This is a genomic window from Klebsiella sp. C239 (assembly GCF_048822715.1).
Taxonomy (GTDB): domain Bacteria; phylum Pseudomonadota; class Gammaproteobacteria; order Enterobacterales; family Enterobacteriaceae; genus Klebsiella; species Klebsiella quasipneumoniae.
In genome coordinates, this window is the sequence record NZ_JBMEZK010000002.1 from 38522 (window position 1) to 65518 (window position 26997).

Here is a 26997-nt window from a genome sequence, read left to right on the forward strand (position 1 = left end):
TTTTCACCAAAAAAACTTTTTACCCCCCCTCATCACCATCATATTGCGGTGATGGTCGCCGGAAACAGGCTGGAGATGCGCTAAGGTGAAGAGTTGACTGTTCACTCTTCACCAACTAATCACCACCTATCATTATGATATTAAAAAGAAAAATAAGGAGGTGAACAGTGTGAACAGTTAAATGCAAAAAAACTTTTTATCCAGCCTTTTTAGATCCAGAAAAATCATCAGGAGGAAGAGCAATCGACAACTTTAGATAGGTAAGAATGCTATGACATTCCATAATTGGTACACGTTTAGGTACACAAATGAAAGTTGAACACATTAAAATAATTTAAATTTAAATACTTACGCGAGTTATTCAGACTCCGCCAGCACCAAAATTCTCCATCGGTGATTACCAGAGTCATCCGATGAAGTCCTGAAGGCCCGCTCGGCGTAAGCCCTGCGGGCTTTTTTGTTACCTGTGCGGTCATATTCTCGGTATCAATCTCGAGCATCATCTATGCTTGTTTTGCACCACGATGCCATAACGTAAAAAACCATGGTGCAAAAAGATACCTAACCAATTGAAATACCAAACTAATACCGAGTAGCAACTACGCGATGGCGACGGGCTGGCGTTGTTGATTAAGCCATTCGGCAGAAAGATCTGGTTCTTCAAATACACTCCCCCGGCGCTGAAAAAAAGGGCCACCATCAGCATTGGCCCCTACCCCGCTTGGTGCCAAATGCCAACGCTGCAGCCATAATCTCACCATGGCGTGATGTAACAGATGACGACTGATGGTTATCTTCGTCAGGTACTTGATGTTTCTAAAGACAAAGAAAGGCGAATCATGGGCAGATTTCAAGGTAAACGCATCCTTATCACTGGCGGTACCAGCGGTATGGGATTTGCAGGCGCACTGCGCATTGTTAGTGAGGGCGGCAATGTTGCCATTACGGGCCTCAATGATGAAAGGCTGAAGCGCGCCCGTAGTCTACTGCCTGAATCATCTCTCATTCTGAAAAACGATGCAGCCAGCGAAGCCGATATAAGCGTTCTTCAGGCAGCGATAAGCGACTGGGGTTCACTCGACGGACTATGGCTTAATGCTGGCTTCGCAGAAGTAGGTGCTCCGGAATCGGTGACAGCGGATGCTTTTAACCGCATGATGAATGCTAACGTCCGCGGCCCGATGCTGCAGCTTGCCGCTCTTTCTGGATCCCTCAATTCAGGCGCGTCTGTTCTTGTCACCTCATCTTCATCTGTATATGAAGGTGCGGCAATGACCAGCCTCTATGCAGCAACGAAAGGGGCAGTTGTCGCAATGGTTAAAAGCTGGGCCTCTGCGCTGGCTGTGCGGGGGATTCGCGCCAATACGCTGGTACCGGGTCCGATCGAAACGAACTTTAGACATTTCATGCCGGAAGAGTCGCGTCAGCAATTTGAGGATTTTGTTGTCAGCCAGGTCCCCCTCGGCCGGGCAGGAACCGCGGAAGAAGCCTCTGCTGTCGCACTTTTCCTGCTTTCTGATGACGCATCCTATGTCACCGGCAGTCAGTACGCGGTAGATGGCGGGCTGGTGCATTACTAGATATGGCAACACCGGCATCATTTCCTGATACAGATCCTCAAAGCCCCACTGTAGAAGTGGGGAAAATAACGGCCCCTGCTTACATCAATAAACAATCCGTTACTCCAGAATCGTCCATTTTTCGCTTAAAACAGCCCGGCAACATCCGAACGCAACGAACAGATTCAATGTGCAATATCTCCCGTTACCCAGACAGCCCATCAAACCGGTAAACACCAAAATGGTTCATTTGAAAGGATAAACGTGGTATTCAGGCATGGCGGGCGCGTGAAGAATCACTGACTGTTGATGCAGCGATGACATATCAGGCCAGCGACAGCAGTGTTATGTCCCTACCGCAATCTCAACTGGGCGGGGCGTTTATTCGGATGAGAAGGACTCACTCGGGGAGGGAGGCAATAATGGCAGATTCAGAACGCGATAAACCAGCTGCGTTGTCATTAAATATCGGCAGTAAAATAAGACGACTACGGCAGTCCCGGGGGATTTCGTTAAACGATCTGTCTAAATTGTCAGGGGTTTCAAAGGGAGCGTTATCCAAACTGGAATCAGGATCTTCCAGTCCCCGAGTTGATACGCTGGACGCTATCGCCACCGCGTTACGTTTACCGGTCGGCGATTTGCTAAGCGGCAGCAGGATGTATCCCCGCTTTGAAAAATATCGCCCTGTGCCGGGCGAGTATTCGCAAATGATGAAATTCCGCATCGGCCCCGGCAATACCTCCGAGATATGGTTGCTGCAAATGGAACCGCGGGTCACCATCCACAGCCCCGGACATTCAGAGGGGGCGCATGAACATATTCTGGTACACAGCGGAACTCTGCGCCTGCGCTTGAGCCAGTATGAAGTCATCACCCTGGAGCCCGGGGATTTTTATGCCTTCTCTGCGGAGATTGCGCACACGTACAGCGCAACGGAAACGGCGGTTAGCGCGACGGTGGTGATGACTCACCTCGAGCCCGGTTAACTCCGCCGCGCCATTATCGGACCTGGAGACCTGAGATATGGCGCCAGAGTTTCGGGCATCTGTTCACTTAAAGAAACAAAAACGGTCCGCTGAATGCCTGAGGGAAAATTATTTTAACAATAAAATTAATTAAATTCAGTCGATTGATTGCGAACTGATAAATATCTTCCCCCGTCATCGGGAAACCCGTTGTTCAGTTTGCGGGTTAACTGTATTGTTATTTCGAACAGCAGAGCCGGCCTGCTTGCGCTGTATTTCCCCACAAAGCAAAGCAAAGCAGGCGTAATAGCCGGGAATCTGGCCATAATACGGTCACTTTCCTGATGGTCCTGGCGTCTTTATATTAGCGCTCAATATCGCCCAACCCGGCTGTGCGCCGTGCGGCCCAATGCCTGCTCTTTTTTTATGACGAAATCAACCCACCCGCATTAAATATATGTGACGGAGAAGATGAATGCGTAAAGTTAATTTAAAAGACAGTTTTGCTCTGTTCAGCGATTACTGGAGCCCGAAAATTGTCGGCGAAATGAATAACGAATATGTCAAACTGGCTAAATTATCCGGAAAATTTGACTGGCATCATCATGAACAGGAGGACGAGCTTTTTCTTGTGGTCAGCGGCCGATTGCGAATGGGCTTAAGAACAGGCGATATTATTCTTGATGCCGGTGAGTTTATTATTGTGCCGAAAGGAACTGAGCATTGTCCTGAAGCGTTAACCGAAGAGTGCTGCGTCGTTTTACTGGAGCCAAAATCGACCCTGAATACGGGTAATATCGTCAATGAACGTACGGTGCGTGAACTGGATAAACTCTAATCGTCTGGCGGTGCGGAATAAACCGGGCCAGGGGAAGTTTTAGCGTTACCGGTTACCCGGCCCCCCTCTAAGGATAAAACCACCCATAACATCTCGCGCAACCCTTTCACACTCCGGCCGCGTCAGCGGCCGGAGGGATAGATTTACTCCCTGTCAGAATAGGCGTCCAGCATGGCAAAGACCGCCCACCGCGCCGCATCGTCTGCAATATTGTCAGGCAGCGCATCAGCCCGCAGATTGACATAAGCGTCGGCAGCCCTTCGGATGGCAATCCCGACAGAGTGACGATCGTGCGTTGCCAGAGTGGAAGTCAGCAGGCCATCGGGATCAATGCCGAGGGCTTCTATTCGGCGAACCCCGCGTTGCGGTAGATTGGCGCGACGGAACAGCATCGGTCCCAGCACTTGTTCGCGGAAGAAGGACAGCATCCCCAGCGCTTCGAAGAGTTCGCCCCTGCCCAGTTTAACCCCGGCATAATGCAGCCAGATCCAGGCTCGGGACTCAAACCACTCCGGCGTCATGTTCGGCCAGTAAGCGCTAAATTTTGCCAGCTGGCGCTTGAGAGCATCGCTATCACGGGTAAATAGCACGGCAGGCTCCTCAACGCGCTGAGTGAGCATGTCCAGGGTGATAAATTTGAGATCGACATGCAGAAGTTGCGGGCCAAACAGACAGATCAGCAGCCGAGGCTCGCCGACGTGTTCCCCGGTGAAAGCATGTAGCAGATGGCCGAGGGTTCCGGCGAACGCCATACGCTGAGCCATGATTTCGTCATAATAGAGAGGGTCGACCACCACCACGAAATCGAGATCGGAGTATTGATCAAACCCGCCATGGATAAACGATCCGCCGGCGAGAAGGGCGTGGATCCGCGGGTCAGACTGTAATTTAAGCTTCAGTTGCTCTGCAAAACTTCTGTGTAAATCGGGGAGCGTATTAAACATACTTTTTCCTGTTCACAAAAAAGACAAAGCATTACAGAATATCGAGTGATTGATCGGCAGACCAGATATTTCTGCAGGAGCCCTGCGCTCCCATGAGGGGCTCCCGAAACGATACTCCCCTCAAACCACCTCGCTCATCCACTCAGCAAACGCCCGCACGGCGGGAGAGAGAAAGCGCTGGTGCGGATAGAGCAATGTGACGGGTACCGGGGGCGGCTGCCAGTCCGTCAGCACTTCCACCAGTCTCCCCTCCTGCAGGTGGTCAGCAACGATATTCTCCGCCAGCTGCGCCAGCCCGAAGCCCGCCAGGCACATTTTTATATAGAGCCCCGTTTCATTCACCGCGGCGTTGCCGCTGACGGGTACAGAAAAGGTCTCGCCGTGGCGAACAAAGCGGAACTCATCGGCCCGTCTCGCCTGGCCGGAAAAATAATGCACCGCCCGGTGCTGAGAGAGCGCCTCCGGTGACGACGGCACGCCATATTCCCTGAGATAGTCCGGCGACGCGCAGGTTACCCAGCGAAAGCGGCCCAGAGGGCGGGCCACCAGGCTGGAGTTGTTCAGCTCTCCCATGCGTATCACGCTGTCGACGCCTTCCTGAATGAGATCGACCTGCCGATCGCTGACGCCGATCATCAGGTAGATATCAGGGTAGCGTCGGTAAAAGTCTTGCAGATGGGGCATGACGATGAAATGCGCGATGCCCGCGGGCATATCAACCCGCAGGCGCCCCTGAGGCCGCGCGACAGACTCGCTCAGGCTGGATTCGCTATGTTCGATGAGGGCGAGAATTTCCCGGCACTGCGCCAGATACTGCATCCCTTCCGGAGTCAGGCTCACCCGCCTTGTGGTCCGGTTCAGCAGTCGCACCTTCAGGTATTTCTCAAGGTTTTTAATGGTACTGGTGACAGTGGAGGCCGGCAGGGAAAGGGTTTCCGCGGCACGCACGAAGCTCCCTGCCTCCGCGACGCGCATAAACATCTGCATAGCCTGGATACGATCCACCTTCTTTTCCCCTGTAGCGAGCAGCCTACCGACAGGCGGCATGATTATTCGTTGATTATGAATAATGAAAACAATTTACGCACCTTTTTGCGCTTAATCGCCTGGCGTATCGTTGCGCTGTGGATATCGCGTGAGGGGCCAAAAATGACCATGCCCTCAATAAATATCCAGAGAATCAACACGTTAAATAACACGCATAAAGGAAAAATAATGTCCGTTCAGCCTGTCGAATTACGTAAGGCGTATCGTTTATTGCAGGTCGGGTCCACCACCATGATTTCCGCAAAATATGATGGCGTCGAAAATGTCATGTCAGCCGCCTGGGTTGGGCTGGCAGGCGAGCGAAAAGTGGTGGCCTATATCGGCCCCCAGGCCTTCACTCGTCAGCTGGTGGAAAAGAGCGGCTATTTCGTCGTGCAGATCCCCGTAGTCAGCCAGATGGCAACCGTCCTCTACGCTGGCGGGCGCAGCTATGCCGACGCGCCGGATAAAAACGACACCATCCCCTTCTTTTATCAGCCGGGGTTCGATCTCCCCCTTGTCGCCGGCTGCGCGGGCTGGCTGGTGTGCAAAGTGATGCCTTACCCGGACATCCAGCAACAGCACAATCTGTTTATGGGCGACATCGTCGCCGCCTGGAGCGATGACCGGGTATTCCGCAACGGACACTGGATCTTTGATGATGCGCCGGACGAACTACGGACCGTTCACTATGTCGCAGGCGGGCAGTTCTATGCCATCGGCAAAGGCAGCAAATTCGATCATGGACCGGGTAAGGACTGACCTCCCCGGTCATGAGCATCACTGACGAGATGTCTGCGCGGCAGAGCGGCTGATACTCCGGCGCCAGACGCCGGGCGCCTGGCCAAACTGGCGCTTGAAGCTGCGGTTGAAGGACTGCTGCGAGTCAAAGCCGAGGGCGATCGCCACGTTGAGGATCGGCTCGTTGCTGTGGGCTAAGCGTTCGACCGATTTTTGCAGCTTTTGCGCCCGGATATACTCCCCGAGGGGGTGCCCGGTGTGTTCTTTGAAGATCCGCTGCAGGTGCCACTTCGAATAGCCGGCTCGCCGGGCAACGGTATCAATATCCAGACGGCTATCAAGATGGTTGTCGATCCAGTCGATCAGATCCTGAATGATGGCGCCAGTGTTCATCATATTTCCCCCTCGCGGCCGGTTAAAAGCATCTTTAGCAGTTGCATTAAAAGGTGGCCTGGTTTTACACAAAATGCAAGTTTTATTGTTGCACTTAAAACCCTGCCAGGATCGCGCCTTTTTTCTCCGGTGAGGATCGCACATAAAGTGCAACAATTATTCTTGCACTTAGTTAAGCGCCTTCCTACAATCGCCGCGATAGTGTATTCGAAATTGTTACAATTTTGTGGCGATGATCGACACAAATGGCCTTAAGCCAGCCCGGACAAAGGAAGTGGCGCAGCCTCTCAGGCTGCGTCTTGCCCGGCGGCTACAATGACTGGAATAAAAATAATGAGCCTGCAAAAAAACTGGGGAAACATTCACCTGACCGCGCTCGGCGCGATGATGCTCTCCTTTCTGCTCGTCGGCTGCGACGACAGCGTCGCGCAAAACGCCGCGCCGCCCGCGCCTGCCGTCAGCGCCGCTAAGGTGTTGGTGAAGTCGATCAGTCAGTGGGATAGTTTCAACGGTCGCATTGAAGCGGTGGAGAGCGTTCAGCTCCGCCCCCGCGTCTCGGGATATATTGATAAAGTGAATTATACCGACGGCCAGGAGGTGAAAAAGGGCCAGGTGCTGTTCACGATAGACGACAGAACCTATCGCGCCGCGCTGGAGCAGGCGCAGGCGACGCTGGCGAGAGCCAAAACGCAGGCCAGCCTGGCGCAAAGCGAGGCGAACCGCACCGATAAATTAGTTCATACCAACCTCGTCTCCCGTGAAGAGTGGGAGCAGCGCCGGTCAGCCGCGGTACAGGCGCAGGCCGATATTCGCGCCGCGCAGGCGGCGGTGGATGCCGCGCAGCTTAACCTCGACTTCACCAAAGTGACCGCCCCTATCGACGGCCGCGCCAGCCGCGCGCTGATCACCAGCGGCAACCTGGTCACGGCGGGCGACACCGCCAGCGTGCTCACCACCCTGGTCTCGCAGAAGACGGTGTACGTCTACTTTGACGTCGACGAGTCAACCTACCTTCACTACCAAAATCTCGCCCGCCGCGGGCAAGGCGCGTCCAGCGATAATCAGGCGCTCCCGGTGGAGATTGGTCTGGTTGGCGAGGAGGGCTACCCCCATCAGGGCAAAGTGGATTTTCTCGATAATCAGTTAACGCCGAGCACCGGCACCATCCGCATGCGCGCCCTGCTGGATAACTCGCAGCGGCTGTTCACGCCGGGTCTGTTTGCCCGCGTGCGTCTGCCGGGCAGCGCGGCGTTCCAGGCTACGCTTATCGACGACAAAGCGGTGCTCACCGATCAGGATCGTAAATATGTCTATATCGTTGATAAAGATGGCAAAGCGCAGCGACGTGATATCACGCCGGGGCGGCTGGCCGACGGTTTACGCGTCGTGAAGCAGGGTCTGAAGCCTGGGGATAGCGTCATCGTCGACGGCTTACAAAAAGTGTTTATGCCGGGTATGCCGGTTAACGCCAAAACCGTTGCCATGACCCCCAGCGCCGCCCTCAACTGATCCCTAATCAGAGAATCCAAGACATGGACTTTTCCCGCTTTTTTATCGACAGGCCAATTTTCGCCGCGGTGCTGTCGATTTTAATTTTTATCACCGGGTTAATCGCCATCCCGCTGCTGCCGGTGAGCGAATATCCTGACGTCGTGCCCCCCAGCGTGCAGGTGCGCGCGGAGTATCCCGGCGCCAACCCGAAAGTGATTGCCGAGACCGTGGCGACGCCGCTGGAGGAAGCGATCAACGGCGTTGAAAACATGATGTACATGAAATCGGTCGCCGGCTCCGACGGCGTGCTGGTGACCACCGTGACCTTCCGCCCGGGTACCGACCCGGATCAGGCGCAGGTTCAGGTGCAGAACCGGGTCGCGCAGGCGGAGGCGCGTCTGCCGGAGGATGTGCGCCGTCTGGGGATCACCACCCAGAAACAGTCCCCGACGCTGACCCTGGTGGTGCATCTGTTTTCGCCAAACGGTAAGTACGACTCGCTGTATATGCGCAACTACGCCACGCTGAAGGTGAAGGATGAGCTGGCGCGCCTACCCGGCGTCGGCCAAATCCAGATATTTGGTTCCGGCGAATATGCGATGCGCGTCTGGTTGGATCCCAATAAGGTGGCGGCGCGTGGGCTGACCGCCTCGGACGTGGTCACGGCGATGCAGGAGCAAAACGTCCAGGTCTCCGCCGGACAGCTTGGCGCCGAGCCGCTGCCGCAGGAGAGCGATTTCCTGATCTCGATTAACGCCCAGGGCCGTCTGCATACCGAAGAAGAGTTTGGCAATATCATTCTGAAAACAGCGCAGGACGGCTCGCTGGTCCGCCTGCGCGACGTGGCGCGCATCGAGATGGGTTCCGGTAGCTATGCGCTGCGCTCCCAGCTCAACAACAAGGACGCGGTCGGGATCGGTATCTTCCAGTCCCCGGGGGCTAACGCCATCGATTTGTCGAACGCCGTGCGCGCCAAAATGGCCGAGCTGGCCACCCGCTTCCCGGAAGATATGAAGTGGGCGGCGCCGTACGACCCAACGGTGTTCGTGCGCGACTCCATCCGCGCGGTGGTGCAGACGCTGCTGGAGGCGGTGGTGCTGGTGGTGCTGGTGGTGATCCTGTTCCTGCAGACCTGGCGCGCGTCGATTATCCCGCTGATCGCGGTGCCGGTATCGGTGGTCGGTACCTTCAGCATACTCTATCTGCTGGGCTTCTCGCTGAATACCCTGAGCCTGTTCGGGCTGGTACTGGCGATTGGTATCGTGGTGGATGACGCCATCGTGGTGGTGGAAAACGTCGAGCGCAATATCGAAGAGGGGCTTGCGCCGCTTGCCGCGGCACATCAGGCGATGCGAGAGGTCTCCGGGCCGATTATCGCTATTGCGCTGGTGCTGTGCGCGGTGTTCGTGCCGATGGCGTTTCTCTCGGGCGTGACCGGTCAGTTCTACAAGCAGTTTGCGGTGACCATCGCCATCTCCACGGTGATCTCGGCCATCAACTCTCTGACGCTCTCCCCGGCGCTGGCGGCCCTGCTGTTAAAGCCGCACGGCGCGAAAAAAGACCTCCCTACCCGGCTGATCGATCGTCTGTTCGGCTGGATTTTCCGTCCGTTTAACCGCTTTTTCCTGCGCAGTTCGAACGGCTATCAGGGGCTGGTGAGTAAAACCCTCGGCCGCCGTGGCGCGGTGTTTGTGGTGTACCTGCTGCTGCTCTGCGCCGCAGGGGTGATGTTTAAAGTCGTCCCCGGCGGATTTATTCCCACCCAGGACAAACTGTACCTGATTGGCGGCGTGAAGATGCCGGAAGGTTCGTCGCTGGCGCGCACCGATGCGGTGATCCGCAAAATGAGCGAGATCGGGATGAATACCGAAGGGGTCGATTATGCGGTCGCCTTCCCCGGTCTTAACGCGCTGCAGTTCACCAACACGCCGAATACCGGGACGGTCTTTTTTGGCCTGAAACCGTTCGACCAGCGCAAACACTCGGCGGCGGAAATCAACGCGGAGATCAACGCCAAAATTGCGCAAATCCAGCAGGGATTTGGCTTCTCCATCCTGCCGCCGCCGATTTTAGGATTGGGTCAGGGCTCCGGCTACTCCCTGTACATCCAGGATCGCGGCGGGCTGGGCTATGGCGCGCTGCAAAGCGCGGTGAATGCCATGTCCGGGACGATTATGCAGACGCCGGGGATGCACTTCCCGATCTCGACCTACCAGGCTAACGTGCCGCAGCTGGATGTCCAGGTCGATCGCGATAAGGCGAAAGCGCAGGGAGTATCGCTGACCGATCTGTTCGGCACGCTGCAGACCTATCTCGGCTCGTCTTATGTCAATGACTTTAACCAGTTCGGGCGTACCTGGCGCGTGATGGCCCAGGCTGACGGGCCGTACCGCGAGAGCGTGGAAGATATCGCCAATCTGCGCACCCGCAATAATCAGGGCGAAATGGTGCCGATCGGCAGTATGGTGAATATCAGTACCACCTACGGGCCGGATCCGGTGATCCGCTACAACGGTTATCCGGCGGCGGACCTGATTGGCGATGCCGATCCGCGCGTGCTCTCCTCCTCGCAGGCGATGACGCTGCTGGATGCCATGTCTAAACAGGTGCTGCCGAATGGAATGAATATTGAATGGACGGACCTCAGCTTCCAGCAGGCCACCCAGGGCAATACGGCGCTGATCGTCTTCCCGGTGGCGGTGCTGCTGGCGTTCCTCGTGCTGGCGGCGCTGTATGAAAGCTGGACCCTGCCGCTGGCGGTGATCCTTATCGTGCCGATGACGATGCTCTCCGCGCTGTTTGGCGTCTGGCTGACCGGGGGCGATAACAACGTCTTCGTGCAGGTGGGGCTGGTGGTCCTGATGGGCCTGGCCTGTAAAAACGCCATTCTGATCGTCGAGTTTGCCCGCGAGCTGGAGATTCAGGGCAAAGGCATCATGGAAGCCGCGCTGGAGGCGTGCCGCCTGCGACTGCGTCCGATTGTCATGACCTCCATCGCCTTTATCGCCGGGACCATTCCGCTGATCCTCGGCCACGGCGCAGGGGCGGAAGTCCGCGGCGTCACCGGGATCACGGTGTTCTCCGGGATGCTGGGGGTGACGCTGTTCGGTTTGTTCCTGACGCCGGTGTTTTACGTGACGCTACGGAAACTGGTGACCCGCAGTAAGCCGGTCCAGGAGGATCTGCCCGCCTAGCCTGCGGCAAATAACAAAAAACCGCCTTCAGCTGAAGGCGGTTTTTTTTCGTCAGGACCAGGATTAATGCGCTTTTTTAAAGCGGGCGATCATTTCCGGTACCGGGTCGCAGCCGCTGGTATCGGCGTTTTTAAGCGCCTCCAGCGCGCTGGCCACGGTATGGCGAGCGAGGACGTTTAGCGAAGCCTGCTCCGCTTCGTCAGCGACCGATTTGAAGTACCAGCAGGCGTTGGCGCTGACCACGCAGCGGGCCGGGACGTCAGGGCGCGACGCCCACAGTTTTTTATCTTCGATAACGGAAAGATAGATATCACGCAGAGTGATTTTATCCGCCGGGCGGCCAAGATGAATAGAGCCGTTGCGGCCAAGCGTGGAGACAATGATGCCGTCACGGGTGAGCGGAACCATTAATTTGCGGATAAAGCTCGGGTTGGCTTCCAGGCCGTAGGCCAGAATCGCACTCGTCGAACGTTCACCCATCTGCTCCGCCATTGCTACGCTGAGAACCATCTGCAAAGCTGTCGGGAAGCGGTAATCTAACATGGTATTGTCCTGGGTTGCGGTGAATCTTGTTCTTTTTGGCACCGCAGAGGTGAGTAATCAATGAACAACAATATAACAAATACGGGAATTTTTTTGAAGCAATCTGCGGTTAGCCTGCGAAGTAAATTTTCCTATTTCGTCTGCACAGGCGGGCTGAGAAACCGCGCTCTTCCGAAGCGGTTTGACTGGACGGCAATCTCCTCAGCGCTCCCCGGTGGCTGCCCGGTGGTATAGAAATCCGCTGCCATAACGGCAGCGGATCCTGCGGGATGTTACGCCGTTAACTCCAGCTCGGTTTCAAAGGTGGTCACCGGCACAAACGGCAGATAGGAGATCCGCAGCCTCTCGGCCACCTTCAGGCGATGCCAGCCGGCCGGCAGGCCGCCAGGTTTGAGCACCGTGATGGTCGCCTTTTCACCGAAGTTCCACCGGTCGTCGTAGACGCTCTCCAGCTCGTCGAGCGTCCACTCCCGGCCGCGCAGCGCCAGGCGGATCGCCTGCCGCGGGATGGCTTCGCCGTTGAGGGTCACGGCGATATCTTCCACCATCGACAAACCCAGACCGCGGTAGTAAGGCAGACGGGCCAAAAAGCGCACGCCGATAACTTCCCCGTCGCGGGTGACGTTGCCGAAACCTTCGCGGCAGATAATATGCTGATCAAACATGATAATGCTCCTTACTGACCCAGCAGCGCCGGGGGTGGGGTTTCATCTAACAGGCGACAGAACATCAGCTGCTGGCGGCGGACCTGCTCCAGGCTGTCCACCTCCTGCGCATCTTCCACCCAGCGGTTGCCTTCATACTCGGAGCACACATACCCCTCATAGCCGCCCTTCTGCAGCACGCGGAAGATCTCATCGTAGGGAATTGACCACTCGCTTATCTCGTCGGTCATCTCATAGAATTTGGCATGAATGTTGTGGATCCGCGGCATAAAATCGAGCATCCGCTTCGGCTCGAACGCCGCGTTGTGGCGCAGCGTTTCCGCCATCGCCAGCTGCGGGCCCGGCCCCCATTTTTGCATCACATCCAGGATCACGTATTCGCTGAGCGTCCGCTCCTCATAGGCTTTCTCGATAAAATCCGCCGCCGCCTGCGGGCAACCGTTACGAATAAAGCGCTCTTTCCACACCCGCGGGAAGCGGGCTAAAAACATCCCCATATCCGGCAGGAAGCCCAGCGCCCGGGTGTTGGCTTTTTCATAGGCTTCGGCATGGCGAATAATCCACGGATGGTCGAAATGCAGCGGGGCGTGCACCTCCAGCAGAATGGTGATCCCTTTGTCTTCCGCATAAGGCGCCGCCGCCACCAGCACCTCCGGCGCCACGGAAACCAGAGTGCGGATAAAGCGCATGCCCAGCCGGGCGGCAAAATCGATGTCGTTTTGCACGCTGCGCACCTGCTCGTCAAACGGCATCGGCCGGTCTTTATAGCGTTTATAGTCGAGCATAAAGTCATGGCACACCGGCACCGTGTCATGGCGCTGCATCAGACGGCGCCAGTCGGCGATCGCCGCCTCCGGCATGCCGCACTCCGGCCAGCCGGCGAAGGTCTGTTCGCCAACGACTTCAATGCCGCGGGCGCCAAATGCCGCGCAGTGACCGATCGCCTGATCGAGGGACATCTTGCCGAGATAGGTCTCATTCTGAAAGCTGTACAGACTGACGCCGCGTTTTATTTTCTGAGTCATAAAAGTACCAGGTAAGTTGGTTAACAGGATAAGCCGGTCGCTTCGCGGGCGCGGGCCACCGAGGCCGCTGCGGGCAGCGACGGTTTATACTCCAGGCCAATGGCCCCGTTGTAGCCCAGGCGTTGCAGCCGGGCGATCACTTCTGGCCACTCGCCGCTGCGCGGATCCGGTTCGTTACGTTCCGGCGCCTGCGCTATCTGCACGTGTCCCACCCGGTGCATTCTGCCGCCGAGCACCTCCTCCATCTCCTCTTCCATCACCAGCGAGTGATAGACGTCAAACAGCAGCTGCAGCCGCGGGCTGTCGACCGCCTCGATAATGTCCAGCGCCAGCCGGGTGTCGTTTAAGAACATCCCCGGATGATCGATGCGGGTGTTGAGCGGCTCCAGCAGCAGAGTGACCCCGGCGGCTTCCGCCAGCGTCGCCGCCTGGCGCAGGATATGGATCGCCTGCGCCTGCTGTTCGGCGATCGCCACCCCTTCACGGCTGAAGCCGGAGGCCACCACCAGCGGCGGCGACCCCAGCTGGCGCGAGGCCGCCAGGCTGTCGCTCACCGCCGCCAGAAACTGCTCATGCTCCGCCGGATCCACCAGGCTGCGCCGGGGCTCCACCACGAAGCTCGACAGCCTCACGCCGGTCTCCTCCAGCGCCTGCGCCAGCGCCGCCAGCGGTTTATCACGCCAAAGATGAAACTCAACGTGGCTGAATCCCTGCGCTTTCGCCGCCCGGACCCGATCGCTGAAATCGGGATACTCTTCACGAAACAGCCATTCAATACATGCGGACAAATACATCCGACCCCCTTCTCTACTTGCCAGATCAAAACAAACAAAATTAGAATAAGAATTCTTATTCTGTTTCGGAGCGGCAGTGTGACGCCTTCCCTTCTGGCTTCGCGGTCAACAGCAGGATCTGACGCGGCATAACCAGAATAAGTGCTCTAATTCTAATCTCTGGTTGCTATAAATTGTCAACATTATTTAACAAGTTTTTAACCAAATCTGAAGGTACATCATGCTCAATAACGCTTCGGCAGCCGCGGTTCAGGCGCCTCCCTATACCAGCGAGCGGCAGCGCACGCTGGCCACGCTGGTGGTTTCGATAGCGCTGGTGCTGGAGATCATCGACGTCTCGATCATTAATGTCGCCATCCCGGTGGTACAGCGGGATCTGCTCGCCAGCCCGCGGCAAATTGAATGGGTGGTCACCGGCTACCTGTTCTTTTTCTCCATTCTGCTGCTCACCGGCGGTCGGCTCGGCGATCTGTATGGCTACCGGCGGCTGTTTATCAGCGGCCTGCTGGCGTTTGGCGCTGCGTCAGCCGGCTGCGGGCTGGCCGCCAGCCCGGAGATGCTGGTGGCGATGCGTATTGCGCAGGGGGCCAGCGGAGCGATGATGGGCCCGCAAATCCTCTCCCTGATGCAGGTTCTGTATCGCCCGCACGAACGTTTCCGGGTGATGAGTATTTTCGGCCTGCTCGGCGGCGCCGCCGGGATCCTCGGCCCGGTGCTCGGCGGGATCATCATCGAAAGCAATCTGTTCGGCCTCAGCTGGCGGCCGATCTTTTTGATCAACGTGCCGGTGATCGTCGTCGCCGTGATACTGGCCTGGCGGGCGCTGCCGGCGGTGCGCAGCCCGGCGGCCAAAGGTATCGATCCGCTGGGTACCCTGCTGGCGGTGGTGGGCGGCGGCGCGCTGCTGCTCACTCTGATCGAAGGTCCCGCCCTGCGCTGGCCGCTATGGATGGCGCTGCCGCCGCTGCTGTCGCTCATCACGGTGGCCCTCCTCTGGCGACATCTGCTGGGCCGTGAACGCCGGGGCGGCACGCTGTTGTTACCCCCCGCGGTGCTGCGCGACCGCTTCTTTCGCGCCGGGATCGTCATCACCCTGCTCTATCAACTGACCACCGCCTCGCTGCTGCTGGCCACCGCGCTGGTGCTGCAGAACGGGCTGGGCTTCAGCCCGTTCCATACCGCCCTGCTGCACATCCCCTTCGCCCTCGGGGCGATGTTTTCCATCGCCGTCGCCGGCCGCCGGCTATCGCCTCGTCTTGGGCGTAACGTGACGCTGGTCGGGGTGGCCGTGCAGATGAGCGGCCTGCTGCTGATGGGCTACGGGATCGCCGCGGCGCCGGGGACGCTGCCGCTGACCGCGCTGGGTCTCGGGTTCGGCCTGTGCGGCTGTGGGATGGGGCTTATCTCCGCCCCGCTGCCGGCCTTTGCCATGGCGGCGATCCCGGTGGCCCACGCCGGCGCGGCGTCGGGATTATTTCGCACCGGCCAGCAGTTTGGCGCCGCCCTCGGCATGGCGACCCTTGGCGGCTTCTATCTGGCGCAAAGCGCCTCCGCGCCGGACGCCTGGCGCGGGGCGTTTATCACCCTGCTGACCCTTGGCGCCCTGATCCTGCTGGCGATTGCCGCCCTCAGCCGCCTGCTGCCCGTCTCGGTGCTTCCCCCGCCAGGGAAGCCATGACCTATCGCGTCCGGCAATGGCTGCTATCATGAGGAACCATTTATCAGGACGCACAAAGCTGTAGTACCTATTTTCTGTACACCTGCAACGGGCATGCGCCCGGAGAACAACAAAGGCAAGGACTGATATGGATGAGAACATCGATGTACTGATTATTGGTAGCGGCCCGGTAGGCGCCGCTTTCGCGCGGCGGATTGCCGACCGCCGCGCCGCGCGGATCCTGGTGGTGGAAGCCGGCGAAGCGCTGACGCCCGCCACCGGGGTTAATATCCGCAACCTGGCGCCAGCGCAGCGGGAAACGGCCTACGACCGCGCCCGGGCGTTTCCGCTGGCCGCCCTGCCGGAAAACCTGCCGGCAGACGCCCTGCAGGCGCGGCCCGGCACCCATCTTCTCGACCCGACGGCGCCCCACAGCGGCATGCCAGCCGCCGCGCTCTCCACTAACCTCGGCGGCATGGGCGTCCACTGGACCTGCGCCTGTCCGCGACCGGGCGGCAGCGAAGTCATTCCCTTTCTCGATCCCCGGGAGATGGCCGACGCCTGGGAGTCGGCAGAGCATTATCTGCAGGTGACCCGCGAAGGATTTCCGGCCACCGCCATCGGCCGGCAAATCGTCGATGCCCTTAATCAGCACTTCGCCAGCGACCGTCCGCCGGCGCGGCTGGCGCAGCCTATGCCGCTGGCCTGCGCCGCGACGCCGGAGGGCAAGCCGCGCTGGTCCGGCGTCGACGCGGTGCTCGGCGAGCTGGCGGAGGAAGAGACCCGCCGCCAGCGCGGGGTGGAGATCCGCACCGCCACCCTGTGCACGCGGATCCTCAGCGAGGACGGCGTCGCCCGCGGGGCGGAGCTGCGCGATCTGCGTACCGGCGAACAGTATGTGGTGACGGCCAAAGCGGTAGTGGTCGCCGCCGATGCGCTGCGTACGCCGCAGCTGCTGTACGCCTCGGGCATCCGTCCGCGGGCGCTGGGGCGCTGGCTCAACGATCAGCCGCAGGTGATCGCTCTGATTGAAGTGGACGCCCCGCCGGCCGCCGTCGCGCCGACCTCCCCGGTGCGCGACGGACGGGACAATGTCTCCGGCGTCACCTGGCTGCCGTTCCATGAGCCCGATTTTCCGTTCCACGGTCAACTGATGCAGATGGATACTTCGCCGATCGCCTTTGCCCAGCCGTCGGGTACCCCGGCGAAGCCGGTGGTGGGCCTGGGGCTGTTCCTCGCCAAGGAGCTGCGCGAGGAGGATAGGATCGTCTTCAGTGATGAAACCGACGCCGTAGGGCTGCCGAAAATGCAGCTGAACTATCAGTTAACCGACGGCGATCGCCGCCGTTTACAGCAGGCGGTGGCAGTGACTGAACGCGTCGGCGCCGCGCTGGGCCGCGTGGCGCCCGGCGGGGAGGCCATGATCCTGCCGGCGGGCACCTCGCTGCATTACCAGGGAACCTGTCGCCTGGGAGAAGCGAACGACGGCAACAGCGTGGCCGACCGCCGCTCGCGGGTCTGGGGTTTTCACAATCTGTACGTCGGCGGCAACGGGGCGATCCCCACCTCAACCGCCTGCAACCCGACGCTGACCAGCGTCGCGCTGGCGATCCTCGCCGCTGACGATATCGTGGCGCGGCTGCTGTAGCGCCTCTGGCTCACCGGGGCACAAGCGGCCCCGCTCCCCGCGAAAGGCGACACCGGTCGCCTTTTTATTGCCGCAATAACCATAAAAAACCAATGGTATTTTTGTTTGTGATGGATCACATACGTAATCACAATTTTTCCCCGCGCCGTTCCTGCTCCTACTCTTAAATCCGCGGCTATTCCCGCCGCCACCTGTATCCCTGACCTGCATACTAAAAAACCGCGCCGCCGCCAACGACAGGCGACCCGCGCGATAAAAGGAGAACGTCGTGAGCCATAGTCTGAATCCGCCCCACGCGCCGCAAGCCGGCGCGATCCAGGGCATCATCATCGCCCTGACCGCCTTTCTGCCCATCCTGGCGATCGTTTCCCTGGCGCCGGCGGTCCCGACGCTGATCCAGCACTTCGCCGGCGTGCCTTATGTCGAAACCCTGGTGCCGCTGATGCTCACCGCGCCCGGTCTGGTGATCGCTATCGCCGGGCCCTGCACCGGCTGGCTGGCGGATAAATTTGGCCGCCGCAAACTGCTGCTCAGCGCCACGCTGCTGTATGGCATCTGCGGCACAATGCCGCTGTACATCACCTCCCTGACCGGCATCTTTTGCAGCCGCCTCGGCGTCGGGCTGGCGGAGGCGGTGGTATTGACCATCGCTAACACCATGCTGATCGATTACTTTGACGACAAACAGCGCCGCTTCTGGCTGACGGTGCAGGGAGTGATTGGCCCGGCGCTGGCGGTGCTGGTGCTGGCCAGCTCCGGCTATCTGACCGCCCTGCGCTGGAACGGCGCCTTTATGATCTACTTTGTCGCCATCCTGCTGTTTCTGGCGATGTACTTCTGGATGTTCGAACCCGCTCAGGCGGCCCGTCCGCAGCACGCCGCCCAGGCGGCGCAGCATAATCCGTTTCCGTGGCCGCGAGTGATCGCCCTCAGCGTGCTTACCTTTGTCTGCGCCATCATTTATTACGTGTACACCATCAACGGCGCCAACGCCTTTCATACCCTGCAAAACGCCAGCCCGCAGCGTATCGGCCTGATTATGTCGCTGGTCAGCCTCGCCGTGCCGGTCGGTTCGTTGCTGTTCGGTCTGGTCTCCCGCCGCTATACGCCGGAGCGCGTGCTCGCCATCATGCTCTGCCTGATGGGGATCGGAATGCTGGTGGTGGGCGAATCGCGGACGCTGATCGCCATGGGGATCGGCTCCGCCATCCAGCAGCTGGGTGCCGGCATGGCGATTAATGCGATGATTTACTGGGTAGGATCGTTGATTCCGCCCGCCTACTGCGGCCGGGCGATGGGCGCCTGGTCCGGGGCCTTCTTCGCGGGCATGTTCGTCAGCCCGATTATCGTCGGCGCGATCCGCCTGCGGGCCGGGAACGATGTGCTGAGCGCCTTCCTGACGCTCGGCATCGCGGCGCTGGTGCTGGCCGCCGCGATATTTCTTTATACCTTCTCCCGCCATAGCCAGCGCCTGCGTCAGCACAAGCAGGCCAGCGCCTGGCAGTTAGCGAAGTAAAATCCCGCGGCTTAGCCGGCCTCGACGGGGGTAACCAGATAGCTCAGACACATCATGCCCAGATGGCGTTTGAGCTGTTCCCAGTCGCCCTCGCCGGCGGCTTCTGCCGCCGACCCCAGGCCGAGGAAGCGCGCCAGCGCGGCATACGAAACCGTAAAGCAGAAGCGGGCGGCCTGCTCTGGCTCCGGGTGACGGATCTCCGCCGCGGCGTCGAGCAGCTGGTCGATAAAGGTCTGCTCATTTTTCTGGTAAGCGGCTTTACCAATCCCCGCCACGCGCTCATCATCCGCCCGCGCCATAAACGGCCGCAGGATCCCGGCATGGCGACGCAGATACTCCGCCTGGACATCCATCAGCGCCGGAAGCCGCTGGCGCAGCGGCAGATTGCGCGCGTGCAGCTGCTGGATCAGCTGCTGCCATTCGGCGTCCAGCTCCTGCATCACCTCCATCATGACGGCGATAAACAGATCTTCTTTGCCGCCGAAGCGGGCATAGATCGAGCCGACAGAAACGCCCGAGCGTTTACTGATTTCAGCAATGGTCAGCAGCTCAAAGGTGCCTTCATGCAGGATTTCACGGCTGGCGGCCATCAGCCGCTCCAGCGCCACCCGGCTCCGGTCCTGTTTCGGCTGGCGCATCGCGGGAAGATCGGTCATCGCAGTTCTCACCTCTTTATCCATAGAAAACCCCCGCAGTGTATTGCAGTTAGCGACCACGCTGCAAATTGCCCACCCGACTCCCCCGTCGGCGATGTGGCAAAAGTGTGATGGCGGTCATTTTCATTCTTTGATAAACAACTAGAATCATAATTCTAGTTCTATTTAATAATAACAACCACCACACAACCCAGGAGTTGCTATGCGTTTCTCTGTTTTCCTCGTCGGCCGTTCCACCGCCCCCGAGCAGGATCGTTTTGTCATGCAGTCGCTGATCGATCATGCGCGCCAGGCCGAAGATCGCGGCTTCGATGCGGTCTTTATGCCAGACCATCACTTCACCGGCTATGCGCCGATGTCCAGCGATCCGTTTGTCTTCGCCGCCTACCTGGCCGGCCAGCTGAAAAAGATCCACTTCGGCATGTCGGTGACCACCGTCCCGCTGCACCACCCGGTGCGCTTCGCCGAGCGCGTTAACCTGCTGGATCAACTCACCGAAGGCCGCCTGCTGGTGGGCATCGGCAGCGGCACCACGCCGGAAGAGATGATCGGCTTTGGCGTGAACTACAAGGACGCCTCCAGCCTGCTGCAGGAGAACCTCGATCTGGTCCAGCGGCTGTGGGAGAAAAATATTGAAGACGATCCGATCATTTTCGAAACCGGCCACTATAAGGGCGCGGTAGTCCAGCGCATCGTTCCTGCCCCCTGGCAAAAGCCGTTCAACCGCATTATGCCGGTGGCGCTGCGTGAAACCAGCATGCAGCGCGCCGCCGATAACGGCTGGCCGGCCTTTATTCCCGCGTTTACTCCGCCGATCCCGGCCAGCAACGATCCGTTTGGCCAGCTGACCCACTATTTCACCCGCTACCGCGATGCCCTGCTCAACGCCGGCCATAGCGACGAGGTGGTGAACCACTGCCTCTCGTGGACCACCCACACCTGGCAGTGCGTCCATATCGCCCCCACCGACGAGCAGGCCCGCGAAGAGATGCTGCAGATCATGGGCTGGTACCAGCAGGCCATCGACCGGGAATATGAGTACAACAAGCGGGCGGAAGAGTTCAGCGGCGTTACGCTGCACCGCCATCCGGACTGTTTCAGCGAAGAGTGGATCAAAACCTGGTGCCTGTACGGCAGCCCGGAGACCGTCGCCGAGGAGCTGGAACGCCATCAGCAGCTGGGCATCGGCAACGTGCTGCTCGGCTTCACCAACGGCCCGCTGACCGAGGAGCGCCTGCGCCTGAGCCAGCAGTCGATCTCGTTGTTTGCGGACCAGATCCTACCGCGCTTTCGCTAATCCGACCGGGAGATCCTGCTATGAATAAACCTGCTTTCTCACGCCCGCCGCTGCTGATCGGCATCGGCGGCACCACCCGCCCGGGCTCCAGCACCGAGCGCGCCCTCGCTGCCGCGCTGGCCCACGCCCGCACGCTCGGCGCGCAGACCCAGCTGTTCGGCGGCGCTGAACTGGCGGCCCTGCCGCCGTTTAACCCGGAAGTCACCACCCGCACGCCGCAGGAAACGGCGTTTGTCGACGCCGTGCGCCAGGCCGACGGCATTCTGCTGGCCTCGCCGGGCTACCACGGCGGGGTGTCTGGCCTGGTGAAGAACGCCATCGACCTGCTGGAAGATTTGCGCGGCGACAGCCGGGTCTATCTTGATGGCCGGGCGGTGGGCTGCATCGTCACCGCCGCCGGCTGGCAGGGTTGCAACACCACCCTCGGCGCCATGCGCGGGATCGTTCACGCCCTGCGCGGCTGGCCGACTCCGCTGGGGGTGACCCTCAACACCGCCGGCGTGTCGCTGTTCGACAGCGAGGGCCGCTGCACCGACGACGCGGTCCAGCGCGCGCTGGCCACCGTAGCCGAACAGGCGCTGGCCTTCGCCCCCGCCGCCCCCTTACGGAGACATGCCGATGCCTGCGCTCAGTCTGTCGCTTAGCGTTGCCGAAAAAGCGCGGCTCACCGCCGGGATGGGGATGTGGTCCACCCACCCTATCCCCCACTCCACGCTGGGTTCAGTCACCCTGTCCGACGGCCCGATGGGAATCACCGGCGGCCGGGTTGACGAGCGGGATATTGCCCTGCTCAGCCCCTGCGGGCTGGCGCTTGGCGCCAGCTGGGACCGCCAGCTGGTCAGCCGGGTTGGCGGCGTCATCGGCGAGGAGGCGCTGCGCACCGGAACGCAGGCGCTGCTGGCGCCTAACCTGAACCTGTTGCGCAGCCCCCTTGCCGGCCGCGCGTTTGAGCTTTTCGGCGAAGACCCGCGGCATATCGCCGAGCTCGGCGCGGCGTGGATCGACGGCGTCCAGCGCCAGGGAGTAGGCTGCATCGTCAAGCATATGGTCTGCAACGATTCGGAAACCGATCGGCGGACCATGAACGTGGTCGTCGATGAAGCCACCCTGCGCGAAGTCTATTTCTGGCCGTTCGAAGTGGCGGCCAGCCGCGGCGTCTGGGGCATGCTGACCGCCTATAACCGGGTGAACGGGATCTATTGCGCCGAGCAGCATCAGGCCATCAGCCAGTGGCTGAAGCGCGATCTCGGCTGGGACGGGCTGGTGATGTCCGACTGGTTCGGCACCCAGAACGGCCCGGCCAGCTTCCGCGCCGGGCTGGATCTGGAGATGCCGGGCCCGGCCCGCCATATGGGCGAGCGCCTGCTGCCCGCGCTGATGGACACCGACAGCGACGCCCGGCGGCTTGACGATGCCGCCGTCCGGCTGGCGCGGCTGGCCGAACGGGTCAGCCATCCCCTGCCCTGGGATGGCTCTGCCGCCGCCGAGGCGCAGCGGCGTCACACCCTCGAAGAGGCGGCGGCGGCGGGGTTTGTCCTGCTGCACAATCGCCAGCGGCTGCTGCCCCTCGCCGCGCAGGCGGGACAGCGGCTGGCGGTGATTGGCCCCAACGCCACGACGCCCTGCTTCCAGGGCGGGACCTTTGCCAGAGTGGCGCTGATGCCGGGGCTGATCTCTCCTCTGGAGGCCATTCGCCAGCGCTTTTCCGCCGCAGGGGTCGAAATAAGCTATGCCCAGGGGGTGGAGAGCGATTACCGCATCCCGCCTCTGCATCATCTGCCGCTGCGCACCGCCGCCGGCGAGCGCGGCCTGGACGTTGCCTACGCCACCGCCGACGGGGGCGTGGTTCATCAGGAGGTGCGCGACGCCTCCTCGCTGATCTGGTTCCGCGATATGCCGGGCGTCGGCGACATGCTGCGCCTGACCGAACGCGCCACCGTGACGGTAAGCTGCCAGTTCACCGCGCCGGTGAGCGGCCGCTACGGCTTCTGGATCGGCGGCACCGGGGAGATCGCCCTGCAGCTGAACGGCGAGCGTATGGCGACCTTTAACGGCGAGGCGCTGGAGGGGGATATCATGGGCAAGCTGATGCAAGCCCCGCATACCCGTCTCGACTTCCCGCTGCAGGCGGGGGAAACCCTGACCTTCCGGGCCGAGATGGCGCTGGGCAGCAGTATCGCCCACGGCATCTGGTTCGGCTGCCAGCCCCCGCAAACCATCGACCTGCTGCAGCAGGCGGTCGACCATGCCCGGGCGGCCGACAGCGTGGTGCTGGTGATCGGCGAAACGGCCGATGCCGGTCTGGAGAGCATCGACCGGGACGCTACCGCGCTGCCGGCGGATCAGGTCGCCCTGATCCGCGCCGTCTGCGCGGCGAATCCGCGGACGGTGGTGGTGCTGAACGTCGCCCATCCGGTGGATACCGGGTGTCTCGCCGACGCGGCGGCGGTCATGGTCGTCTGGTATCCGGGCCAGGAGTTTGGCCCGGCGCTGGCCTCGGTGCTGGCCGGGGATCGTGAGCCTGGCGGTCGCCTGCCGGTGACCTTCGCCCAGCGTCTGGACGACTATCCGGTGCGCAGCCTGACGCCGGACGCCGCAGGGGACCTCTGGTACCACGAGCGCCAGCAGGTGGGCTATCGCTGGTTTAACGCCCGCGAACGCCCCGCCGCCTGGTCCTTTGGTCACGGTCTGGGGTATGCCGATATCACCCTGAGCGCCGCCGCGCTGACAGGCGACGAGGTGGATGCTATGCAGCTGCGCTGCCGGCTGGAAAACCGCGCCGCCCGCGCCGGAAAAGCAGTGGTCCAGCTCTACCTGCGGGGGCCGGAGACGGCCTGGTCGGCGCTGGCGGAGTTTGCGGCGGTCAGCGTCCCGGCGCACGAGGAAGTCGCCCTGACCCTTGCCCTGCCGCGTCACGCGCTGCAGCGCTGGCAGGTGCCAGCCCAGGAATGGCGCTTGGCCAGCGGCTCCTGGCAGCTGGCGGTGGGTTTCGCCAGCGACGATATCCGGGCAACCTTCGATTTCGTGCTGACTCCCGACGGGAAAATCAGCCACCGGGGCTAAGCCCGGATCGATGTCAAAGAGGGTCGGCAACATGCCGGCCCTCTTTTTTTATTCCTTCGCCAGCCGATTCGCGAAAAAAAAACCGCCCGGCGGCGGCGTACCGGCGGGCGGGGTTAAAAGCCTGAGGCGATCGGTGTCAGAAGTTCCAGTACATCGAGGACTGCCAGAGGACCGCCGACTCATGCTTCGGCACCAGCGTCGGGTTATCCTGCCAGGTGATACCGTTGATCCAGTAAATACCTTTCGTCACGCGCAGGGCGTGCGACAGGGAGATGGCGTTGATGCTCTGCGGCGCTTCCATCCCCGCCTCGCCGACATAATCGCGGAACTTTTTACTGATAAAGGAGCGGGTGTAGCCCAGCGAGGTCATATCCTGCTCGCGGCCGGGAAACAGGCCGATGTCAAAGAAGGTCACCTGGAAGTCGCTGGTGTAAGCATTGCGATCGTCCGGCGCGTAGTCCGCTTTCACATCGAGATACAGCCCCAGCGGAAGCCCTTTTTTCGGCTGGGTCAGCTGCATGGTGTTGGCGACGTAGAACGCATAGTTACTACTGCTGTCGCCGGGCTGGTCAAAATACTGGTAGTGCGAGGTGTTATAGATAGCCCCGGCGCGGAACCACAGCGATCGCTGCGACTCGCCCGCCGCCTGCTTAAAGCCAAACTCATTAACCAGGATCGGGTTGGCGCCATCGACGTGCCATTTCAGCCCCGAGGGGTTCTGCTCCACGTCGTCGAGATGTCCGGCAGGCGACATACTGCGGCTGACGGCAAAGTTGTTATAGAACTTCTTATCGCTGTCGCGGACGATGGCGGTGAAGGTCGGCGTCGGCGCGTTGAGGCTGATCCCCACCTGCACCGGGATCACGCTGGTCGGCCCCAGCGCGGCTGACGAGGAGTTCCCCCCCAGCACCATGCCGTAAAACTGACGAATTAACGGATAAAAACCATACTGCAGTTCCAGCTGGCCGTTTAATAAGGGCTGGTTCACCGCCAGCACCGCAATATTATGCAGTTCCGGATAGCTATCATGATAATTAGAGGTCGCCCACTGGGGAGAAAAAGTAAATTGCGCGTCTTTGCTAAAACCAATTCGGCTTAAATCGTAGGTGACGTTCAGCGACATATTTTGCGACCAGGTAAAATTCTGCCCGGCATATTGTTGCGGGTCGGCGGACTGGCCTTTCAGATCGTACATCACCATCGGGTTCCAGCTTAACTGGACGCCCCACCCGCGGTCGGCCAGCGCGCTGCGAAAGCCGCCAATATCGCCGATGAGCGATTCGCAGGTCGACGGAGGGCTGACGACCTGCGCGGAGCGGGTATTCAGTTTATCCAGTTGCTCACAGGTCCAGGTATCGGCCAGCGCGGTACTGGAGAATATCGCCAGCGTCAGCGCCGAAAGTGGAAACACTATTTTCTTACTTACGTCGGTACAGCAGAGACTCATAATAAACCCTCATTTTTATTTTTTGCAGGTAAGATGCGCCATATCGTGAAAAATAAATTAGTCACAATACGTTTATTTACAGGGATTAATTAGGCTGAAAGTTAACGCTAAATAAGGTGTACGCTTTTTCTAAATAATGGCCTCCCCTTCCCGCCGGGAGACCGGCGGGCGTGTGGTAATTATGTCGTCAGGTGAAATTAACGAGCCAGCGCGCGGCGGCCCCCCATCCGGGCGCTGGCGATACCCGTCGCGCCGGCGATAGCCAGCGTCAGCAGCGCAAACAGCAGCAGGCTGTCCTGCATACTGCCGGTCATGCCGTTCAGCAAGGTCATCAGAACCGGGCTGATGAACATGCCGAGGAAAAAGAAGGTGTGCCAGATGCCGATCCCCGTCGCCCGGTGCGGCGCCGGCAGGGCTTCCAACATCCAGGCCAGCATCAGAGGGATCAGCATTCCGTTACCAACCTGCGCGACGAATGCTGCCGCCACGCCGGCCAGCGGATTGTGGGCCACGGCGATAAACAGCAGACCGAGGCCAAAAATGGCGTAAAAAAGGAAAAACTGCCTGTCGACACGCTGCCTGGCGCTGCGGCCATACAGCCAGGCGCCCAGCGGCACGCCAATGCCCGCAACGGCGGTGGCGATGCCGATCTGGCTGCTGGAGGTCAGCCCGAGCTGACTGAACACCTGGCTTATCTGCAGCGGCTCGAGAAAGTAGAGGATTGCGCTGGCGAGGGTAATCAGGCCGATCGTCGCCATTTTGCGCCCTGGAAAAGCGACAGGCTCCTCGTCAGCGACGCTGTCCGCGCGACGGCGGGTCGCCGGCTCAGCGGTGAACAGGCACAGGCCGATAAAGACCGGGATCGCCAGCGCATACAGGTAGATCGGGCCATACCAGCCCAGGGTGCCCAGCAGGCCAGCGCCCAGCACGATCAGCGTCGACAGTATCGAACCGATGCCGCTCTGCACCGCCAGCCATTTGCTGCGCGCCTCGCCGGCAAAGTAGTCGCCAATCAGCGCATTGGCGGTGGTAAGAATAAAGGCGTCGGCGATGCCCATCACCAGCCGCGCCAGCAGAATGGCATACAGATCGTCGAGCATCACCGGCAGCAGGCCAAACCCCGCGTACAGAGCAGTGGCGGCAATCAGCAGGCGACGACGGCTCAGGCGATCGCCCACCCTCCCCGCCAGCGGAGCCAGCAGCGCCATGCTCACCGCCGGAATGGTGATGATCATCGGCACCAGCAGCTGGGCGTGCGGCTGCGCGGCAAAATGGCCGAACAGGAGCGGCATCACCGGCAGCATGGTCAAGGTCCCCATGATCGGCAACAGGGCCGCCAACATCAGTAAAATCGCCTGTACGGCCCCCGCCTCGCACGGGGTTGCTGAAACCTTGTGCATCACCATCTTCCGCTCTCCGTCACTGCTTTTTATTTAGAATATGAATTACAGTTCTATTTTTTATCGATAAAGAAAGGCGCTCTGTCGCCCCGGTATCCTGGCTGAACACGCCGCAGCGAACTCAGCACACAT

General features: G+C 60.1%; 22 protein-coding genes and 1 pseudogene. 13 read left to right on the top strand and 10 right to left on the bottom strand.

The genetic code is table 11. From position 1 onward, the window contains the following. Positions 1-599: 599 nt before the first annotated feature. The 4 genes and pseudogenes from ACOI6Z_RS05310 to ACOI6Z_RS05325 form a co-directional block, all read left to right on the top strand. A pseudogene (locus ACOI6Z_RS05310) lies at positions 600-719 on the top strand (integrase arm-type DNA-binding domain-containing protein); the annotation flags it as partial. A gap of 120 nt (positions 720-839) precedes the next feature. Then, the gene (locus ACOI6Z_RS05315) at positions 840-1580 is read left to right on the top strand and encodes an SDR family oxidoreductase (RefSeq protein WP_023290695.1); all 741 of its coding nucleotides are present in this window, start codon (positions 840-842) and stop codon (positions 1578-1580) included. 401 nt (positions 1581-1981) lie between these two features. Then, entirely contained in the window at positions 1982-2548 is a 567-nt protein-coding gene (locus ACOI6Z_RS05320; protein ID WP_049003977.1) for a helix-turn-helix domain-containing protein, read from the top strand. A gap of 454 nt (positions 2549-3002) precedes the next feature. Beyond that, positions 3003-3365 (top strand): cupin domain-containing protein, encoded by a 363-nt coding sequence (locus ACOI6Z_RS05325; protein ID WP_023290697.1) that lies wholly within the window; start codon positions 3003-3005, stop codon positions 3363-3365. Positions 3366-3508: 143 nt separating this feature from the next. Here the strand turns inward: ACOI6Z_RS05325 and ACOI6Z_RS05330 are convergent, their stop codons facing one another. Both ACOI6Z_RS05330 and ACOI6Z_RS05335 read right to left on the bottom strand, forming a co-directional pair. Next, positions 3509-4309: a hypothetical protein gene (locus tag ACOI6Z_RS05330; protein ID WP_065812300.1), complete on the bottom strand. Its 801-nt coding sequence runs from the start codon at positions 4307-4309 to the stop codon at positions 3509-3511. A gap of 120 nt (positions 4310-4429) precedes the next feature. Then, positions 4430-5314 carry a LysR family transcriptional regulator gene (locus ACOI6Z_RS05335; RefSeq protein WP_420687044.1) on the bottom strand — a complete coding sequence of 295 codons (885 nt, stop codon included), beginning with the start codon at positions 5312-5314 and terminating at the stop codon, positions 4430-4432. 210 nt (positions 5315-5524) lie between these two features. Here ACOI6Z_RS05335 and ACOI6Z_RS05340 point away from each other — a divergent pair, with 210 nt between their 5' ends. Continuing rightward, entirely contained in the window at positions 5525-6097 is a 573-nt protein-coding gene (locus tag ACOI6Z_RS05340; RefSeq protein ID WP_044524415.1) for a flavin reductase family protein, read from the top strand. Between the two features lie 18 nt (positions 6098-6115). Here the strand turns inward: ACOI6Z_RS05340 and ACOI6Z_RS05345 are convergent, their stop codons facing one another. Next, the gene (locus ACOI6Z_RS05345; RefSeq protein ID WP_032429203.1) at positions 6116-6469 is read right to left on the bottom strand and encodes a helix-turn-helix domain-containing protein; all 354 of its coding nucleotides are present in this window, start codon (positions 6467-6469) and stop codon (positions 6116-6118) included. A 333-nt stretch (positions 6470-6802) separates the two neighbouring features. Here ACOI6Z_RS05345 and oqxA point away from each other — a divergent pair, with 333 nt between their 5' ends. Both oqxA and oqxB read left to right on the top strand, forming a co-directional pair. Continuing rightward, positions 6803-7978, top strand: a complete 1176-nt coding sequence (oqxA, locus tag ACOI6Z_RS05350; protein ID WP_023290702.1) for a multidrug efflux RND transporter periplasmic adaptor subunit OqxA — start codon at positions 6803-6805, stop codon at positions 7976-7978. 23 nt (positions 7979-8001) lie between these two features. Then, entirely contained in the window at positions 8002-11154 is a 3153-nt protein-coding gene (gene oqxB / locus ACOI6Z_RS05355) for a multidrug efflux RND transporter permease subunit OqxB (protein ID WP_004205762.1), read from the top strand. A 63-nt stretch (positions 11155-11217) separates the two neighbouring features. Here the strand turns inward: oqxB and ACOI6Z_RS05360 are convergent, their stop codons facing one another. From ACOI6Z_RS05360 to ACOI6Z_RS05375, 4 genes are all read right to left on the bottom strand, one after another. After that, positions 11218-11697 carry an RrF2 family transcriptional regulator gene (locus ACOI6Z_RS05360; RefSeq protein ID WP_023290703.1) on the bottom strand — a complete coding sequence of 160 codons (480 nt, stop codon included), beginning with the start codon at positions 11695-11697 and terminating at the stop codon, positions 11218-11220. Positions 11698-11969: 272 nt separating this feature from the next. Further along, the gene (locus tag ACOI6Z_RS05365) at positions 11970-12362 is read right to left on the bottom strand and encodes a C-glycoside deglycosidase beta subunit domain-containing protein (protein ID WP_023290704.1); all 393 of its coding nucleotides are present in this window, start codon (positions 12360-12362) and stop codon (positions 11970-11972) included. An 11-nt stretch (positions 12363-12373) separates the two neighbouring features. Then, entirely contained in the window at positions 12374-13387 is a 1014-nt protein-coding gene (locus tag ACOI6Z_RS05370; protein ID WP_420687047.1) for a sugar phosphate isomerase/epimerase family protein, read from the bottom strand. A 20-nt stretch (positions 13388-13407) separates the two neighbouring features. Continuing rightward, a complete protein-coding gene (locus ACOI6Z_RS05375) occupies positions 13408-14181 on the bottom strand; it encodes a TIM barrel protein (protein WP_050533618.1) in 774 nt (257 codons plus the stop codon). 220 nt (positions 14182-14401) lie between these two features. Here ACOI6Z_RS05375 and ACOI6Z_RS05380 point away from each other — a divergent pair, with 220 nt between their 5' ends. The 3 genes from ACOI6Z_RS05380 (at position 14402) to ACOI6Z_RS05390 (ending at position 19002) form a co-directional block, all read left to right on the top strand. Continuing rightward, complete coding sequence (locus ACOI6Z_RS05380) at positions 14402-15859, top strand: MFS transporter (protein WP_064155072.1); 1458 nt, start codon at positions 14402-14404, stop codon at positions 15857-15859. Between the two features lie 127 nt (positions 15860-15986). Continuing rightward, entirely contained in the window at positions 15987-17486 is a 1500-nt protein-coding gene (locus ACOI6Z_RS05385) for a GMC oxidoreductase (protein WP_044524424.1), read from the top strand. 268 nt (positions 17487-17754) lie between these two features. Next, positions 17755-19002, top strand: coding sequence for an MFS transporter (locus tag ACOI6Z_RS05390; protein WP_023290709.1), 1248 nt, complete (start codon positions 17755-17757; stop codon positions 19000-19002). Between the two features lie 11 nt (positions 19003-19013). On the opposite strand, the gene ACOI6Z_RS05395 is transcribed toward ACOI6Z_RS05390, so the two are convergent. Beyond that, positions 19014-19658 carry a TetR/AcrR family transcriptional regulator gene (locus ACOI6Z_RS05395; protein WP_012967405.1) on the bottom strand — a complete coding sequence of 215 codons (645 nt, stop codon included), beginning with the start codon at positions 19656-19658 and terminating at the stop codon, positions 19014-19016. Positions 19659-19860: 202 nt separating this feature from the next. On the opposite strand from ACOI6Z_RS05395, the gene ACOI6Z_RS05400 reads away from it, so the two are divergent. Genes ACOI6Z_RS05400 through ACOI6Z_RS05410 form a run of 3 tightly spaced genes read left to right on the top strand, consistent with a single transcriptional unit; the run spans position 19861 to position 24018 of the window. Then, positions 19861-20955, top strand: coding sequence for an LLM class flavin-dependent oxidoreductase (locus ACOI6Z_RS05400; RefSeq protein ID WP_014907086.1), 1095 nt, complete (start codon positions 19861-19863; stop codon positions 20953-20955). A gap of 20 nt (positions 20956-20975) precedes the next feature. Beyond that, positions 20976-21599 (top strand): NADPH-dependent FMN reductase, encoded by a 624-nt coding sequence (locus ACOI6Z_RS05405; RefSeq protein WP_048298064.1) that lies wholly within the window; start codon positions 20976-20978, stop codon positions 21597-21599. Beyond that, positions 21574-24018 (top strand): beta-glucosidase, encoded by a 2445-nt coding sequence (locus tag ACOI6Z_RS05410; protein ID WP_420687049.1) that lies wholly within the window; start codon positions 21574-21576, stop codon positions 24016-24018. The genes ACOI6Z_RS05405 and ACOI6Z_RS05410 overlap by 26 nt, the downstream gene beginning before the upstream one ends. Positions 24019-24154: 136 nt before the next feature. On the opposite strand, the gene ACOI6Z_RS05415 is transcribed toward ACOI6Z_RS05410, so the two are convergent. Together ACOI6Z_RS05415 and ACOI6Z_RS05420 are read right to left on the bottom strand one after the other, a co-directional pair. Continuing rightward, positions 24155-25465, bottom strand: a complete 1311-nt coding sequence (locus ACOI6Z_RS05415; protein ID WP_043521376.1) for a carbohydrate porin — start codon at positions 25463-25465, stop codon at positions 24155-24157. 197 nt (positions 25466-25662) lie between these two features. Continuing rightward, positions 25663-26865 carry an MFS transporter gene (locus tag ACOI6Z_RS05420; RefSeq protein ID WP_224222701.1) on the bottom strand — a complete coding sequence of 401 codons (1203 nt, stop codon included), beginning with the start codon at positions 26863-26865 and terminating at the stop codon, positions 25663-25665. Positions 26866-26997: the final 132 nt, after the last annotated feature.

Coding starts and splice junctions, on each gene's coding strand:
- ACOI6Z_RS05315 (WP_023290695.1), top strand. CDS start 840: ATGGGCAGATTTCAAGGTAAACGCATCCTTATCACTGGCGGTACCAGC.
- ACOI6Z_RS05325 (WP_023290697.1), top strand. CDS start 3,003: ATGCGTAAAGTTAATTTAAAAGACAGTTTTGCTCTGTTCAGCGATTAC.
- ACOI6Z_RS05405 (WP_048298064.1), top strand. CDS start 20,976: ATGAATAAACCTGCTTTCTCACGCCCGCCGCTGCTGATCGGCATCGGC.
- oqxA (WP_023290702.1), top strand. CDS start 6,803: ATGAGCCTGCAAAAAAACTGGGGAAACATTCACCTGACCGCGCTCGGC.
- ACOI6Z_RS05365 (WP_023290704.1), bottom strand. CDS start 12,362: ATGTTTGATCAGCATATTATCTGCCGCGAAGGTTTCGGCAACGTCACC.
- ACOI6Z_RS05330 (WP_065812300.1), bottom strand. CDS start 4,309: ATGTTTAATACGCTCCCCGATTTACACAGAAGTTTTGCAGAGCAACTG.
- ACOI6Z_RS05360 (WP_023290703.1), bottom strand. CDS start 11,697: ATGTTAGATTACCGCTTCCCGACAGCTTTGCAGATGGTTCTCAGCGTA.
- ACOI6Z_RS05340 (WP_044524415.1), top strand. CDS start 5,525: ATGTCCGTTCAGCCTGTCGAATTACGTAAGGCGTATCGTTTATTGCAG.
- ACOI6Z_RS05420 (WP_224222701.1), bottom strand. CDS start 26,865: ATGCACAAGGTTTCAGCAACCCCGTGCGAGGCGGGGGCCGTACAGGCG.
- ACOI6Z_RS05395 (WP_012967405.1), bottom strand. CDS start 19,658: ATGACCGATCTTCCCGCGATGCGCCAGCCGAAACAGGACCGGAGCCGG.
- ACOI6Z_RS05370 (WP_420687047.1), bottom strand. CDS start 13,387: ATGACTCAGAAAATAAAACGCGGCGTCAGTCTGTACAGCTTTCAGAAT.
- ACOI6Z_RS05345 (WP_032429203.1), bottom strand. CDS start 6,469: ATGAACACTGGCGCCATCATTCAGGATCTGATCGACTGGATCGACAAC.
- ACOI6Z_RS05385 (WP_044524424.1), top strand. CDS start 15,987: ATGGATGAGAACATCGATGTACTGATTATTGGTAGCGGCCCGGTAGGC.
- ACOI6Z_RS05380 (WP_064155072.1), top strand. CDS start 14,402: ATGCTCAATAACGCTTCGGCAGCCGCGGTTCAGGCGCCTCCCTATACC.
- oqxB (WP_004205762.1), top strand. CDS start 8,002: ATGGACTTTTCCCGCTTTTTTATCGACAGGCCAATTTTCGCCGCGGTG.
- ACOI6Z_RS05400 (WP_014907086.1), top strand. CDS start 19,861: ATGCGTTTCTCTGTTTTCCTCGTCGGCCGTTCCACCGCCCCCGAGCAG.
- ACOI6Z_RS05375 (WP_050533618.1), bottom strand. CDS start 14,181: ATGTATTTGTCCGCATGTATTGAATGGCTGTTTCGTGAAGAGTATCCC.
- ACOI6Z_RS05415 (WP_043521376.1), bottom strand. CDS start 25,465: ATGAGTCTCTGCTGTACCGACGTAAGTAAGAAAATAGTGTTTCCACTT.
- ACOI6Z_RS05320 (WP_049003977.1), top strand. CDS start 1,982: ATGGCAGATTCAGAACGCGATAAACCAGCTGCGTTGTCATTAAATATC.
- ACOI6Z_RS05410 (WP_420687049.1), top strand. CDS start 21,574: ATGCCTGCGCTCAGTCTGTCGCTTAGCGTTGCCGAAAAAGCGCGGCTC.